This window comes from Liquorilactobacillus mali, from assembly GCF_001437155.1.
GTDB lineage: Bacteria > Bacillota > Bacilli > Lactobacillales > Lactobacillaceae > Liquorilactobacillus > Liquorilactobacillus mali_A.
This window is the reverse complement of sequence record NZ_JQAR01000004.1, coordinates 16,591-31,707: the sequence shown is the minus strand read 5'-3', so window position 1 is coordinate 31,707 and position 15,117 is coordinate 16,591. Positions and strand designations below refer to the sequence as shown.

The 15,117-nt window shown below is 34.9% G+C and carries 14 protein-coding genes and 1 tRNA gene; 2 read left to right on the top strand and 13 right to left on the bottom strand.

All coding sequences use genetic code 11. The features are described from left to right. Positions 1–7 precede the first annotated feature (7 nt). The 4 genes from purK to IV36_RS02815 all read right to left on the bottom strand — a co-directional run bounded on the left by purK (position 8) and on the right by IV36_RS02815 (position 3,394). Positions 8–1,129 (bottom strand): 5-(carboxyamino)imidazole ribonucleotide synthase, encoded by a 1,122-nt coding sequence (purK, locus tag IV36_RS02830; protein WP_056990696.1) that lies wholly within the window; start codon positions 1,127–1,129, stop codon positions 8–10. Next, positions 1,122–1,586 (bottom strand): 5-(carboxyamino)imidazole ribonucleotide mutase, encoded by a 465-nt coding sequence (purE, locus tag IV36_RS02825; RefSeq protein ID WP_056990797.1) that lies wholly within the window; start codon positions 1,584–1,586, stop codon positions 1,122–1,124. Before purE ends, purK begins: the two co-directional genes overlap by 8 nt. Positions 1,587–1,846: 260 nt before the next feature. After that, positions 1,847–2,050 (bottom strand): hypothetical protein, encoded by a 204-nt coding sequence (locus tag IV36_RS02820; RefSeq protein ID WP_010077680.1) that lies wholly within the window; start codon positions 2,048–2,050, stop codon positions 1,847–1,849. A gap of 123 nt (positions 2,051–2,173) precedes the next feature. Next, entirely contained in the window at positions 2,174–3,394 is a 1,221-nt protein-coding gene (locus IV36_RS02815; RefSeq protein ID WP_056990695.1) for an acetate/propionate family kinase, read from the bottom strand. A 172-nt stretch (positions 3,395–3,566) separates the two neighbouring features. On the opposite strand from IV36_RS02815, the gene IV36_RS02810 reads away from it, so the two are divergent. Beyond that, on the top strand, positions 3,567–4,124 hold the full coding sequence (locus IV36_RS02810; RefSeq protein WP_056990694.1) for a nucleotidyltransferase family protein: 558 nt from the start codon (positions 3,567–3,569) through the stop codon (positions 4,122–4,124). A gap of 150 nt (positions 4,125–4,274) precedes the next feature. On the opposite strand, the gene IV36_RS02805 is transcribed toward IV36_RS02810, so the two are convergent. From IV36_RS02805 to IV36_RS02790, 4 genes are all read right to left on the bottom strand, one after another. After that, positions 4,275–5,717, bottom strand: coding sequence for an APC family permease (locus tag IV36_RS02805; RefSeq protein WP_056990693.1), 1,443 nt, complete (start codon positions 5,715–5,717; stop codon positions 4,275–4,277). A gap of 164 nt (positions 5,718–5,881) precedes the next feature. After that, positions 5,882–6,310 carry a hypothetical protein gene (locus IV36_RS02800; RefSeq protein WP_056990692.1) on the bottom strand — a complete coding sequence of 143 codons (429 nt, stop codon included), beginning with the start codon at positions 6,308–6,310 and terminating at the stop codon, positions 5,882–5,884. A gap of 126 nt (positions 6,311–6,436) precedes the next feature. Then, positions 6,437–6,769 (bottom strand): hypothetical protein, encoded by a 333-nt coding sequence (locus IV36_RS02795; RefSeq protein WP_056990691.1) that lies wholly within the window; start codon positions 6,767–6,769, stop codon positions 6,437–6,439. A gap of 16 nt (positions 6,770–6,785) precedes the next feature. After that, complete coding sequence (locus IV36_RS02790; RefSeq protein ID WP_056990690.1) at positions 6,786–7,235, bottom strand: universal stress protein; 450 nt, start codon at positions 7,233–7,235, stop codon at positions 6,786–6,788. A gap of 220 nt (positions 7,236–7,455) precedes the next feature. Here IV36_RS02790 and IV36_RS02785 point away from each other — a divergent pair. Next, a tRNA-Leu gene (locus IV36_RS02785) sits at positions 7,456–7,539 on the top strand. 431 nt (positions 7,540–7,970) lie between these two features. Here the strand turns inward: IV36_RS02785 and IV36_RS02780 are convergent. The 5 genes from IV36_RS02780 to IV36_RS02760 all read right to left on the bottom strand — a co-directional run bounded on the left by IV36_RS02780 (position 7,971) and on the right by IV36_RS02760 (position 15,078). Continuing rightward, positions 7,971–8,927, bottom strand: a complete 957-nt coding sequence (locus IV36_RS02780; protein ID WP_056990689.1) for a 3'-5' exoribonuclease YhaM family protein — start codon at positions 8,925–8,927, stop codon at positions 7,971–7,973. A gap of 22 nt (positions 8,928–8,949) precedes the next feature. Then, on the bottom strand, positions 8,950–11,184 hold the full coding sequence (locus IV36_RS02775; protein WP_056990688.1) for an ATP-binding protein: 2,235 nt from the start codon (positions 11,182–11,184) through the stop codon (positions 8,950–8,952). Then, entirely contained in the window at positions 11,165–12,376 is a 1,212-nt protein-coding gene (locus tag IV36_RS02770; protein WP_235810223.1) for a metallophosphoesterase family protein, read from the bottom strand. The genes IV36_RS02775 and IV36_RS02770 overlap by 20 nt, the downstream gene beginning before the upstream one ends. 168 nt (positions 12,377–12,544) lie before the next feature. Next, positions 12,545–12,883, bottom strand: coding sequence for a YlbF family regulator (locus IV36_RS02765; protein WP_056990686.1), 339 nt, complete (start codon positions 12,881–12,883; stop codon positions 12,545–12,547). 74 nt (positions 12,884–12,957) lie between these two features. Beyond that, positions 12,958–15,078 carry a PBP1A family penicillin-binding protein gene (locus tag IV36_RS02760; protein ID WP_056990685.1) on the bottom strand — a complete coding sequence of 707 codons (2,121 nt, stop codon included), beginning with the start codon at positions 15,076–15,078 and terminating at the stop codon, positions 12,958–12,960. Between the last annotated feature and the right edge of the window lie 39 nt (positions 15,079–15,117).

Sequence of the window (15,117 nt, the reverse complement as noted above, 5' to 3'; positions counted from 1 at the left end):
TGCTCCTTTAATCCCATACTTTTGTTTTTTCGATCTCAGAAAGTGTTTCTTCAACGTTATTAGTCAAAATTGTAACATGTCCCATCTTCCTATCATGCCGAGCGTCAGCCTTGCCATAATCATGAAAATGCCACTGCGGCTTTTCTGAAACCAGTCTTGCTGCTCCTGCAACATGCTGACCAAGGATATTGACCATAACAACTGGTTTTAGTAACTCAACCTTTGGCATTGGCCAGTTACAGATTGCTCGATTGTGTACGTCAAACTGTGAAAAATTGCATGCCTCAATTGAATAATGCCCTGAATTATGTGGACGTGGGGCAAGCTCATTTACATAAAGTTCACCGTCTTTGCCCACAAACATCTCCACACCAAGGATACCACATAGATTAATCTTGATCGCAATTTTTTCAGCCATCTTTTGTGCTTTTTCTTGCAGAACATGCGAAATCCTTGCAGGTACAATACTCTCATGCAAAATCTGATTTCTATGAATATTTTCGCTTGTAGGAAATAGCGAAATTGCACCATCAACATTTCTCGCAACCATTACGGAAATTTCCTTAGAGAACTCAACCCAATCCTCAAGTATGCACTGTCCTTGTTCTATCAGTTCAGGTGCTCCGGCCAAATCTGTAGCATCATGCAGCACCAACTGTGCTTTTCCATCATAGCCGCCTTGGCATGTCTTTAAAACCGCGGGATATCCGAATTTTTGAATTGTTTCTCTTAAATCAGCAATAGAGTTAATTGCTGCAAAGGGTGTTACCTTCAAACCACTATCTTCTAAAAATGTTTTTTCATTTAATCTATCTTTAGTAATTGCTAACAACTTTGTTCCCTGGGGAACTGAAACCATCCTTGTAACATCTTCTAATGCTTTTAAATCAACATTCTCGAATTCATATGTTAATACATCTGAACGTGCTGCCAGTTCCTCAATTGCAGAAACGTCTTCATATTCTGCAACAATTTGATCATCAGAAACCTGTCCTGCAGAACAATCTGGATTAGGATCTAAGATCAGTACACGAAAACCTGCAGATTTAGCTGAAAATGCCAACATCTGTCCTAATTGTCCTCCACCAATAATTCCAATTGTTTGTCCTTGTGTAATCATCTTAGACAAGAGTCTCACCACTCTTCACTGCTTTATCATGCATCTCTTTACGATAGACCGTAAGTTTTTGTGCAACCTGAGAATCAGTGATCCCGAGTATCTGTAATGCTAATAATGCCGCATTTTTCGCCCCAGCAACACCAATTGCAGTCGTTGCCACCGGGATTCCAGCAGGCATTTGCACAATAGATAATAACGAGTCAAGTCCGCTAAGAGCATGGCTTTGAACGGGCACTCCAATCACTGGTAAAATCGTATTCGCTGCAATCATTCCAGGAAGATGTGCCGCACCACCAGCTCCTGCAATTATTACTTTGATTCCATTATCTGCAGCACCATTGGCAAAATCAAACATTTCCTGTGGCATTCTGTGTGCTGAAATAACTTGTTTGTCAAAACTAACACCAAATTGTTCTATTATATTGGCCGCTTCCTTCATTGTTTTCCAATCAGAGGAGCTTCCCATTATAATACTGATTTCCTTGCTCACCGTTATCCCTCCTAAAGTACAGCCTTAGCTTAGCAAAGGATATAATAATTGTCAAAGCTAAAATCGAACTTTATTTGTAATAATTGTACATTCATACGCATTAAGCTAGTATATTGCCTTAATTATCTCAAAAAAAACTTTTTATTTCGTATTTTATTTTGTAATCATAAAAAAAAGAAAATCTACTAATGAGATTTTCTAATTTATTAACTCTTTTTTATTTTTGCTTACTTTGATTAATCTTCTGCAGCGTTCATTGCTTCTAAAATGATCTCAAGTTGTTCACGTTCTTCTTCAACATTACGTTTCTTTTCATCGTAAGCATTTAATAAGTGGCGTCCCCGTTTTGAGTTGCTAATCCTCGTACAAACTTCGTCAAGTTCAGCAATTTTAGCAACTGTCTCTTGATAATCGTGTAAAATATCAAACTTATTACCCATGACAAAAGTCCTCCTAAAATTAGTTAATTTATCGACTTGAATAATCTAACACTTTTTGTCATGTTTGTGAACAGTTTTATGTTACGATTTCGTTACAAAATTGCTTTCTTGAACATAAATTATCTATACCAATTTGGCACTTTTGACATTCCTTTTTTCCATTATTTTGTTAACATCTCGTGCAATCATCAATTCTTCATCGGTTGGAATCACAAGAGCCTTGACTTTTGAGTTACTTGTAGAAATTACAATGTTCTCTCCTCGTAATGAATTTTTCTCCTCATCAACCTCAATTCCCATGTAGGACAATCTTTTCAAAACCGCACTTCTGATTTCTGCAGAATTTTCTCCAATCCCTGCCGTAAATATTATTCCATCAACCCCATCCATTTCAGCAGTATATGAACCAATATACTTAACGATATCCTTGACAAAAATATCAACAGCAAGCTTTGCACGAGAATTTGTTGTGCTTTCTTCCATGACATCACGCATGTCGGATGATACTCCCGAAATACCTAATAATCCTGATTTCTTATTCAAATCGTAAATTGCTTCGGGCATAGAATGCATATCTAACTTTTGCATCATAAATGATATCATTGCAACATCCGTATCCCCAGAACGAGTAGCCATTGTGATTCCGGTTAAAGGAGTAAATCCCATTGAAGTATCAAAGGATTTGCCATTCTTAATAGCACAAATTGAGGCCCCTGCTCCAAGATGACAGCTAATTAGTTTAAGTTCCTCTAATGGACGCTTCAACATTGAAGCAGCAACACCTGCAACATAACGATGACTAGTGCCATGTGCCCCATACCTTCTTACACCATACTTTTGATACCATTCATATGGCACGCTGAAAATGTAATTTTCTTTTGGCATGGTCTGATGAAATGATGTATCAAAAACCGCTACTGCTGTTGCAGTTGGAAGAATTTTCTTAAATGCTTTAATTCCCATCAAATTTGCTGGATTATGAATTGGAGCATATTCGGCCAATGAATTAATTTTTCGGATAACCTTACTATCAATCGCGACCGATCGTTTAAAATATTCACCACCTGCAACAACACGGTGGCCCACACCTTTTATTTCTGAAAATTCATGAATGATTTCCAGATTAAGCAATAATTCCAGTAGACGCTTAACAGCATATGAATGATCTTTTATTTCTTCATTTGTTTTAAATTCTTCATCAGCACCGTACTTGATTTTTATTGCTCCCTGCGCCAAGCCAATTCTATCAAAAAGACCTTGTGCTAAAACTTGTTCTGTGTTCATTTCAAACAGCTTAAACTTTAGGCTTGAGCTTCCAGCATTAATTGCAATTATCTTTGACATGGGAATTCCCCCTCATTGTATTCAAAGCGCTTTCACAATAATAATATACCAAATTTTCAAATATTTTTCACTAGTACTAATGCGGATTTAATAATTATTCAACAAGTTTTGACTTTCATTCTCCACGAAAAAACATTACAATTAATCTTAGTAATTTTTACGGAGGATATTAATGGACTACAAACAACAATTACTTGATACATTGATTACTAATACAGAGCTTGCCGAAATCTTTGAGATTTTGAAAAAAGAACATTTAAGCACTGCATTTGTCTGCAGCGGTGCTCTTCGGACAATCGTTTGGAATAACCTGTCTTCTCAGAAAACCAATTTGGTTCTAGAAAACATTGATGTTCTATATGCTGATCCCAGCGAATCATATGAGCAATTCTTAACGAGAAAAGCAATCTTCTCACAGAATTATTCCAAATATTTGTGGAATCTTGAAAATATCCGTTTGAATGACGCAAAATCAATGCAGCCATTTGGAAAAGATATTGAGTCAGCACTAAGAAGTGTACCCGAAACTTGCAATAGTGTTGCACTAAATTTAAATGACACTGAATCTGCCATCATTGCCCCATTTTCTTTGGAACATCTCTTTAATTTTGAGATTCATCCAACTCCGCGTTTCCAATCTGATAAAGTTCTACTTGAACAATATAAAGCACGTGTTATTAACAAAAAATGGCAGGTTAAATGGCCAAGACTCAGTTTCTTTGTAGACTAACCTGATGTGGACAAAATAAATATATATGCTTGTTATTGGTAATTTGAAATCAGACGGAAAATTTTGACTTATGGAACATTTTTATATGGAATAATAAAGGGACTGGATCAAAATATAACTTTTGACCAGCCCCTGTTTTTTATAATAGATTTAGTTTTCTTTGTTCTTCTTCCCTAAATACGAATTTCTAATTCCATATGCAAAATAAATTATCAATCCAATGAAGAACCACAACAGAGCATATAACTTAGCATCGTTTCCTAATCCCCAAAAAACACCGAAGGCCCCAAGAAAGGCTAATGCTGGTAACACCGGATAAAATGGCATTTTAAAACTCGGTTTTGGTAAATCTTTACCCTCACGCGAACGTACAGCGTAAATTCCAACAGAAACGAACATAAATGCAATCAATGTTCCCGCAGAAATCAGTTGTGCTAAAAATGCAAACGGGAACAATGCACCAATTACAATACCAATTGTTGAAAGTGTAAGTGTTGCATTATTTGGCAATTTGTCCTTGTTTAACTTTCCTAACCATTTTGGAAGCATACCGTCTCTACCAAATGAATAAAGTAAACGCGATCCTGCCAGCATCATACCTATTAAAGCTGTAAACATTCCTACAACAGCAATTGTTTGTACGACTGTCGCAACAATTGGGTGTCCGCTTTGACGCAATGCCCAGCCAATTGGTTCTGCATTATTAGCATAGTTAGTATACTTAAACATTCCCACAATTACTAATGACACGACTACGAATAATACAACAGCAATCAAAAGTGAGCCTAAAATTCCACGTGGCATTGTTTTCTGAGGATCTTTCGCTTCAGCCGAATTCGCTGCAATTGAATCAAATCCGATATACGAAAGAAAAATTGCTGAAATTCCTGCATATATCCCTTGCCATCCGCCAAAAGCAGAGCCATCCGCATTTAGATGATATTTAGGAATAAATGGCGAATAATTAGCCTTATGCAAGGCAGTCATGCCGACGATTACAAATAGAATAATTGCAAGAACTTTAAGAACAACCAAAATATTCTCAACACGCGCTGCTCCTGAAACACCTCTTGATAATAAAATAGCAACTATCAAAACTACAACCATGGCTACCAAGTCAATAATTCCACCCTCAGTCCCAAAAGCATTAGCAAGCTGTTTTGGAAAATTGACACCAAGTGGTTCTACTAATCCGCGGAAATTTGCAGATATCCCAGAGGCCACAAAGGCAACTGCAATGAAATATTCAGCTAAAAGTGCCCATCCTGCAATCCACGCAAAAAACTCACCAAAAACAACATTTATCCATGAATAGGCAGAACCTGCAAATGGCATGACAGAAGACATTTCAGCATATGCAAATGCTACAAGTCCTGCAACAACAGCTGCCAATAAAAAAGAAATAACAACTGCTGGGCCCGCATGGGTAGCTGCAACCACTCCTGGAAGAGTGAATATTGAAGTAGAAACAATCGTTCCAACACCTAATGCCAAAAAGTCTTTGACAGTCAATACTTGAGACAAATGTGCATCTTTAACTTGATAAACATTTGGATCTTCTTTTAAAAGCAATCTCTTTAAAAATTTTCCCATTAAAACTCCTCCAAATAAATTAATAAATAATAAAATTATATCAAGAATATTAGAGAAGTCAACCGCTAAACTAATTTTTATTTACCAAAAGCTCATTTAATCTTAATAAAAGCAAGTTTGTTTTCCTTATTATTTCTTTTTTTAATATAGAAAAAATATATACCTTAGTTATTAATTAACAATTTTTGCATAAAAATTACTGGTGCTGCTATTAGTAAAAAACAGTGTTTCATAAAGCTCAAAAAAGAATTCAATAAAATATCCCTTGTATCATTTTCTTGAGCTGCTCTTCTTTTGGATCTTTTTAACATCTGATCAGTCATAACTGATTCTTCAGGCGTTTCTGAACTTTCAGTTGTTTTTTCAGCCGATCTTTTTGTTCGACTCATAGTATCGGCAGCGACATTGATATCTTCCTTCACTCCAATATTCATCATATTAAAAGGATTTAATAATAAAAAATTGCTAATTAAATAATAATCCAACACTAGCTTCCAACTTGTTGGAATAACTAATTGCGCCAATGCCAATAAAATAACAAATGATACCGAACTATTAATTAAAATCCTACTATATTTTGCAAAGTTTCCCATTTTCCATTCCTCAATTCATCTTATCCTTCTTGATACCTAAATCAATATTTTTATACGTAATTTATTTCACTAAAAAAGCCAAGGTTAAGAAAATCACCCCAGCTTTATTTCCTTACTTACCTTTAATTATAATTTTATGAGCTCGGTAAAGACTTTCCGATTTACCAGATTTATATAAATCACTGCAATAGTATACAAGTCTAGAAAATAAATCAATAGTCCCATTGAGCCATACAGCATCATAACAATTGATATCCAAAACAGACACTGACTTAAAACGGTCCATTTTTTTCTTGTCTTTATCGCATCAACAATTTCCTTATTGGTAGATTCAGTAAGTTCTATTTCTTTCCCCTTACTTAATTTATCACGTAGTTTTTTCACCATCAAACCTAACCTAATATTGTATGCCATTAACAGTATTAAACTAAATAAAGCAATTATTTCTAATGTTGACATCATCATTACCTCACTTTCAGCCTACAACCAACACATCACACCTTGCAGTCCTGACAACACCATCTGTCACGGAGCCTACGAATATGCGTCCAACCGCAGACATCCCAGTCTTTCCCAAAATAATTAAATCTACCGGATAATCTTCTAAAAAATCATGAGCAATCACAACCTTTGGAGAACCGAATCTTACATGAACATCAACATGGGAAAAGCCCTCTTCTTTTTTGATACTTTCCTTTAGCTTTTCAAGATATTCCTTTACCGCTTCAAAAGTGGAGTAGATAATATCACCCGACATGCTGACAATCCCACCAAAGTTATTTGTGAATTGTCTTGTATCTATCACATTCAGAACTTCAATTTTTCCATTATTTCTTTTTGCTACCTCAATTGCCCTTTTTAACGCTTTCTCTGCATTTTTTGAACCATCAACGGGAACCAGAATACTATGATATTTTTGTTCCATTGAGCTCACCCCTTATTCCTCGCACCAATTATAACATCCCTATTCCAACTTTTTACTTTAACTAACTATTTCATTAAGCAATCTTAATCTTCAGGATATAAATGATTGCGTTTTCTTTACTTAATTTTAAATGTTATTCAAATAGTATGCAAGTGTTTCGTTTTTTATACTTTTATTTAATACAAGTTTGTTGTATAATATTTTAGTGTTATCGTTTATTGCCCTCGTGGCGGAATTGGCAGACGCGCAGCGTTCAGGTCGCTGTTTGGGTTTCCAAGTACAGGTTCGACTCCTGCCGAGGGCATACTTTATGCATTTTATGTAATTCTGAAAGTCTTAAAACGTTGATTTTAAGGCTTTTTTTATTTTCTGTAAGATATCTTATGTTGCAATCTTGTTGCTGGAACACATCGTCTGCTTTTATTTACACCAAAAATATACTTTTTTATGACCTATCGTGCTCCATACTTAATCATTTTGTGCTTACCTTCAAAAACGTTGGCCGCAACAAAAAAGCCACACACTTTGAGTACCTCATAATCATTAGATAATAAGACTAATCATTATGGGACACTTCATCGGGGTGTGACTTTAATTTTGAGTGCAAAATAACAATAAAATAACTATACTACGCTACATCATAAAATTGCGTAAAGAATCAGCTTCTATTAGCTTAATAGTTGTGATATCTCTTTAGAACTCGAATCTTATTTAAAAAATAGTATCTCGAGCTAATCAATTCTTATCTTCTGTAGAACGATAGAAGTTTCTCCCATCCATCCCAAAAATTCTTTCAGAAAACGTTCCAGGTTCAGTATGTTCAAGCGTTCCCTTTAACATCTGAATAGAGGCATCCAATTGGTCAATTTGATGCAGTACTTCTGCTTCTAAAATGTGAGGTTGAACTGGTGATCCATATTCCAATAACCCATGATGTGATAATATCATATGGCGGAGTAAGATCATATCTTCGCTTTCAAGATCGATCTTCAACTTATCAGCTGCTTTAATAATCTGTTCATCAATAAGTACGATATGTCCCAGCAAATTACCTGCTAAAGTATACTGTGTCGCTACGGGGCCTGATAGTTCGATTACCTTACCCAAATCATGCAAGATTGTCCCTGCATACAGTAATGGAGCATTAATATTATCATATTCCTTAACAACTGCATGCGCTAAACGCAACATTGATAATGTGTGAAAGGCAAGACCCCCAGCAAATGCATGATGATTTTTCTTAGCCGCAGGATAACTAAAAAACTGATCGTGATATTCAGTCAAAAGGTATCTTACAATCCGATTCCAATTTGCATTTGTAATTTCAAAAAGAGTAGCATTAAACTCGTCTTCCATGTCATCCACAGAAACAGGAGCTTTTTTTACAAATAAATTAACATTATTCGGTTCTTGTTCATTTGCTAAGCGCATCTTGAATATTTTAACCTGAGGATTCCCTTGATAGACCTCCCGCTTACCCTTAACAAAAACTATTTTTCCTGGTACAAATGATGCGATATCATTATCAGATGCGTCCCAAAATTTTGCACTTATTTCACCTGAGCTATCGGCAAACATAAAAGCAATAAACTTATTACCATTCTTTGCAATCCGGACATCTGCAGACTTTATCAGCATGAATAATTCCATACTTTCATCCACTGCATAGTCATATATTTTATTTTGACTCAAACTTAATCCTCCCTTTTATTTTCTAAATAACCAAAATTCCTTCGTTACTTACCTTATCACATATGGCAGAAATATCGACTGTAAAACATAATATTTGCGTTTCAGTACTGATTTCTAACAATAAATCAATAATTTGAAATTTGCGCTTTCTGTCAAAATTTACGAATCCGTCATCTATTATAATTGGTAACCCAATTTTTTTGTTGAAAGTAACCACGAATGCTAGTCTCAGCGATAGATATAATTGTTCTGCCGTCGCCCTTGATAATTCAGTAACCCTAAAGCTTTGGTTATCACTGGCCTGCAAAATAAATTGGCTTTCTTTTAGAATAATACTAGTAAAATGGCCCCTAGTTAATCTTTTAAAAAAATTGGTGGCGAGCTTAATCACCTGTGGCAATCTATTCTTTGATAACTTACTTAAGTAATCATCCAGCCATCTATCCGTAAGTGACAAGGCTAACCATTCTTCAATCTTTGTATTAATCTGTGCTCTTTGATTTGCTGCCTCCTGCTGTAAGACGGCTATCTCATTTGAATCCCCGATTTTTTCCAATTGAATTTTATAACTTATTACGAGTTCAAGTCTCTTATCATAATCATCCTTTTTCAGCTTAAATTCATTACTAATATTACTTTTCTCTTCTTCAATTTCATTTCGGCTCGAATACCTTTTCAATTTCCCAATTAGGCCGCTTGGAATTTGCGATTTTAAACCATACAGTCTGCTTTCTGTTTCAATCTGATTTTGCTGTTGAAAGTATGTATTCCTCAGAGCTGCAAAGCTATCATACCCAAATTCTTTGAGCTGGGTATCAAGTTGGATTTGTTCCCGTCTTAATTTGGATAGTTTATCATTTTGCTCTTGAATCAAAAATCTTTTCTTTGCTTCATATTCATCCCTATGATTCTGCTGTTCTTTAATTTGGTTTTGAAAATTCAAGATTCTTTTTAAATTCTCTGGATAATCAGTGGAAAGTCCCAATTCTTCTTTACAAAAATCAAAATTGTTCTGCTTTGTAGTCTGCTCAGGCCTATTATCAGATTCATTACCTGAAACCTTTTTGATCGTTTTGCTAAACCCATATATTCCAGCAATAATACCTATCAGACCGATACTTTTTACTACTGTGTTGGAAACAAAAAACAATATCAAAATCGATATTCCAAGTATCCCAAGAAATACCAGACTAATTTCACTATTTTTTGAATTTTTGCTTCTCCTACTTAATATTTCGGTATTATCCGTCGCTCGTTCAGACTGTTTCTTTGAAGAACTCAATGACACAAATAATTTATCAAAATCATCCTTATTTCGTAAATAAAAACCTAATTCTGCAAAATCTTTTTCATCTAATTGTGATTTTACATGTGCCATTTGTTTTTCTAAACTGTTAAGTGTCTCTTCAATTGCATTGATTTTATTATTTTGAAGCTGCATTTTTTCAAATACTGCTAGCTTGATTTTTACCTTATCACCTGTGACCATTTTCGAAGTACTCAGCATCTCTTGATATGAATCCCACGAAGAGATTAACTGCTGCAGCTCTGATATTTGTTGCTCATATTTTCCTTTTTCCTGTTGAAATAACAAATTTTGTTCCTGCAGTTCGACGATCTTTTCCTCAAGCTGCTTGGACTCATCCACCCTATTAATTAAATGCTGTAAGTTCTTTTGCTGCCTATCATAGTTTTTAAGCATAACATTAACTTTAGGGACTCTGCCATTAGGTTTATATAATTCTCCAGCTGCCTTCAAAAACTTCTTTTGCATCTCAAAGATTTCTTGACTACCACTGGTTGCGATACTGTAAAAATTTCTCTCGAGTTCATTAGGTTTTAAATCCAGAATTGCATGTAAACCAGTTTGATTTACAGCATAGATTTCATTAAATAGCTGCTTATCAATTCCTGATAACCATTTTTTTAATAAACTTTCTGGAATTTTTTCACCATTTTGTTTGTTGACTATTGATAAACTATTGCTCTTATCACTGTTAATACGCTCAATTAAATACTTTTGCCCATGTTGTAAAACTACTAAATTACCACCATAGATACTTCCCTTTTTAGGTACATAATTCTCATTTTTTTCTCGTTTGGTTGGGAATCCAAATAAAATTGAACTAACAAATGACTTGAATGTAGATTTGCCGGACTCATTTTCCCCCGTAATAACTTGAAAATCATTTGAAATATCAAAATGACGATCAATAAAGCAGCCATATCCGTAAATGTTAGCTTCTAAAATCTTCATAGTCATCAACATCCTCAATCAAATTTAACTTTGCTTTTTCTAAAATTTCTTGGATTACATTTTCATTTTTAAAATGATCATCAATAAATTCAAAATCTTTTAATTTACCTAGTAGATCACCAATTACTTCTTCATTAAACACACCATCTTTAACTTTTTCCAAAATTTCTTGGTCTAAATGAGATGTTTCGTCACCTGTAAATATTTCATAATTTATTTTTCGAATAAAAACTTCCTTGCCTACTCTTCTTCTTAAAGTACGCAAAAGATACTCGTTTTGAAGATTTACCAACAATTCAGTATTTTTTGCATTTATCTTCAAATTAATACTAGCCACTGTCAATCCATTATTTCCGCTTGTTTTGCGCTCTATATCTTGGATTAATTCTGCTTCCACGTTCTCATACGTCCGAATCTCTGAAATGCTCTTATCTATATTTTCCCATTTAAGTCCATCGACTTCCCTAAACTCAGGACAAAGCTGCCCATCATTTTCTTCAACCATGTAAAAGCCTTTTGCTCCAACTTCCTTATTGTTTCTACCCTGAAGCGAACCAGCATAAACAATCGGTGGCTTTTCATTAAGGATACGTCGACTGTGAATATGTCCCAAAGCCCAGTAATCATAATTTTTACTTAACAATTCATTCAGCCTAAATGGTGCATAATTTTGTAAACTATCATCCTCCACAGCAGCACCATGCAACATGCCAATGTGCCATTTCACATCAAGATGTTGGGGATAGTTCGCAATCTCACTTTTTACCCATCGTTCACCATAGCTAAACCCAGTTACTGCAATTTCATCATTTCCAATTATTATTTTTTTAGTTGTTACCTGATTGGGAAAAATATAAACATTTTCGGGAAAATAAAAATTAACTTTATCTAAATTTTGAAAATCATGATTTCCGAACGCTATGAATACATAAATATTATGATTTTGTAGTTTTTCAAACAAATTTTTAAGTTTAAGCTGCAAGGATAAATTAATTTGATGTCCATCGAAAATATCACCCGCAAATATTATAAAATCAACTTTCTCTGCTACAGCCGCAGCAATCACTTTTGTGAGTGCTCCTATTCCAGAATTTATCAAGATTTTCAATTGTGAATCATCGATACCATCTAGGCCTTCAAAGGAACTGCCTAGATGTAAATCTGCACAATGAATAAATTTCAAATTAATCACCCCTTATTTCAAACAAGTAAAAAAGGGTAGGGTCAAAAGTTATATTTTGTCCTATCCCCTCCGTTGATTACATATAATTTTGTTCCACAAATTAAAATTTTATGCCTAACTTCAAGTTACTCAGAACAACCAACATCTTGCTCGTAGTTTTAAGTTAGTACTCAAATTTTATCCTTGATATAACTCGCTTACTGGTTTAAACATGATTTGATTAATTTCATCAATTAATTGTGCTAATGCTCTTTCTTTATTCATCAAATTCATGATCACTTCGACCTTCTCAACTTGTTCTCCCAATTCCTTAATATCATTAAGGTCGGATTCTTGAATATTTCCCTGTACCTGCTTATTTTGAAAATCAATTTGAGCTTTTTGAAATTCCTTAAATTGTTGATAAGCACTGTCATCTGCCTTAACAACATCATACGCAGCCTTCAAATCCTTGTATTCCTGTGTGCTTCTTAAATCTTTTTCTAATTGATTTGCTGAATCATATATATTGATCACAATATAGCCCCCTTTATTAGTATCCACGCCAATTGTACCATTTTAGTTCCCAAGAACTCCACATTTTTAGTAGGCTAATTTCCAAACCATTGTTGGATTTTTTCTTTTCCTTCACTAAATAATCCGCTGGCTTTCTCTTTTAGACTATTGGCGGACTTTGAAACACTTTCTCCTGCATCTTTTAAACCATTCCAGATGCTGTTTGCAGAACTGCTACTCTTTGTATTCGCAAGCCTAGTAGCAGCACTCTTGACTGAAAACGATGTTTTGGCAGTATATGGCAAAATATTCTCCATTTCATTTTTGAATAATGCAGACCCTCCACGAACGCCTTCATTGTCAAGACTATACTTTGCTGAGTCAAACCCGACCCATGTCGCTACAACAACATCAGGGGTATATCCAATATACCAATGATCCTTATCACTTGTGGCCGTCCCAGAATCTGCTTTTGTTGTTCCTGTTTTACCAGCAATCGTGTAACCATAAGGCTTTGCATTTACCCCAGTTCCATCATTGAATACATCAATCATCATGCTTGTCATTTCGTTTGCTGTCTTCTTACTGATTATACGTTTTGAAGAGACCTTATTATTTACGATTGTTTTTCCAGAGGCATCTACAATTTTTGTAATCAAATACGGTGAAGTTTTTACACCACCATTAGCAAATGTCGTGTACGCTTCAGCCATCTGGTATGGAGACACACCTTTAGTCAGTCCCCCCAATGCAAGACTCAAATTATCATCACTCTTTGAAACATTTAAGCCAAATTTTTTCACCATATTGTATCCATTCTGAACACCTATCTTATTCAATAACCAAACTGTCGCAGCATTCTTACTTTCAGCAAGTGCCTTATACATCATAATATTACCCGCATAATCATCATCTATATTGTGTGGAGTATATTTATTTGTCCCATAAGATCGTAATTTATCTTTCAATATAGAATCATAGTGGTATCCAGATTCCAACGCTGGCGTATATACAGCAATCGGTTTAATTGTAGAGCCAGGTGAACGAATCAACTGTGTTGCCCTGTTATATCCACGGAAAACATGGGACCCTTCTCTACCACCGACAAGTGCTAGTACACCCCCGGTTTTGGGGTTAATTGCGATTGAAGAACCTTGTGCCTTAGTGCCATCACTTGCATTGTACGGAAATAACGTTGAGTTAGCAAAACTGTTTTGCATTTTTGTCTGATATGTCTGGTTCAATGAAGTATAAATTTTATACCCACCATTCATAATTTCGGTTTCACTCAATCCATATTTACTAATTGCCTCACTAATTACTGCATCAAAATAATATGGATACTTATAACCAGATTCGTATTGATAATTGTCATGCACAGTCATCGCAATCTGCTTATACTGTTTTGCTTGAGCTTCTGTGATCTTATTATTTTCTACCATTAGCCCAAGAACAACATTTCGTCGATTTGTCGCATTTGTTAAATGATCAATCGGATTATATTTCGTTGGATTGGTAAGCATTCCCGCCAAAGTAGCAGCTTGCCCCACAGTAACATTTTTAGCCGAAACACCAAAATATTTTTCTGCAGCATCTTGCACACCCCAGACACCATTTCCAAAATATGCGCTGTTTAAATACATCTCTAAAATTTCTTTTTTGCTGTACTCATTCTCAACCTGCATTGAGATAAAAATCTCTTTTGCCTTACGAGAAAAAGTCTGTTCTTGCGATAAAAACGCATTCTTGACTAATTGTTGTGTGAGTGTACTACCCCCACCGCTAATATAATTTCTGCCTAATATTTTATTTTTTAATAACAATAAAGATGCACGTCCAATACCCTTGAACGAAAAGCCATACTCGTGATAAAAGTTCCGATCTTCAGTTGACAAAACAGCATCAGTAATATTGGACGAAATATTATCCATATCCACCCACGTGCCCTTTTGAGAGTACAAATATCCTGCTTTGTTACCTGAGTGGTCATATATTTCTGTTGTTTGTTCCAACTCGTCTTTCAAATTTCCAACATTTGCAGTCTTAGCAATAAAGACCAAGTAAATACTCATTACCAAAAATAACGCTAAGCAAACGATGATCAACCAGCGAATTAACTGATACCTTCTAATTTTCTTATTTAACCATTTACCCAATTTCTTGGAGAAATACTTTACTTTGCTCAACAAATTTTCTAAAAAAGAACCATTTCCCATTGTTTTAATCCAATCCTTTTACAAGTATTTCTATGATTT

What these genes read in the sequence shown, in the direction of transcription:
- purE (WP_056990797.1), bottom strand. Translation starts at nt 1,586, where the DNA reads ATGGGAAGCTCCTCTGATTGGAAAACAATGAAGGAAGCGGCCAATATA.
- IV36_RS02820 (WP_010077680.1), bottom strand. Translation starts at nt 2,050, where the DNA reads ATGGGTAATAAGTTTGATATTTTACACGATTATCAAGAGACAGTTGCT.
- IV36_RS02815 (WP_056990695.1), bottom strand. Translation starts at nt 3,394, where the DNA reads ATGTCAAAGATAATTGCAATTAATGCTGGAAGCTCAAGCCTAAAGTTT.
- IV36_RS02810 (WP_056990694.1), top strand. Translation starts at nt 3,567, where the DNA reads ATGGACTACAAACAACAATTACTTGATACATTGATTACTAATACAGAG.
- IV36_RS02805 (WP_056990693.1), bottom strand. Translation starts at nt 5,717, where the DNA reads ATGGGAAAATTTTTAAAGAGATTGCTTTTAAAAGAAGATCCAAATGTT.
- IV36_RS02800 (WP_056990692.1), bottom strand. Translation starts at nt 6,310, where the DNA reads ATGGGAAACTTTGCAAAATATAGTAGGATTTTAATTAATAGTTCGGTA.
- IV36_RS02795 (WP_056990691.1), bottom strand. Translation starts at nt 6,769, where the DNA reads ATGTCAACATTAGAAATAATTGCTTTATTTAGTTTAATACTGTTAATG.
- IV36_RS02790 (WP_056990690.1), bottom strand. Translation starts at nt 7,235, where the DNA reads ATGGAACAAAAATATCATAGTATTCTGGTTCCCGTTGATGGTTCAAAA.
- IV36_RS02775 (WP_056990688.1), bottom strand. Translation starts at nt 11,184, where the DNA reads ATGAAGATTTTAGAAGCTAACATTTACGGATATGGCTGCTTTATTGAT.
- IV36_RS02760 (WP_056990685.1), bottom strand. Translation starts at nt 15,078, where the DNA reads ATGGGAAATGGTTCTTTTTTAGAAAATTTGTTGAGCAAAGTAAAGTAT.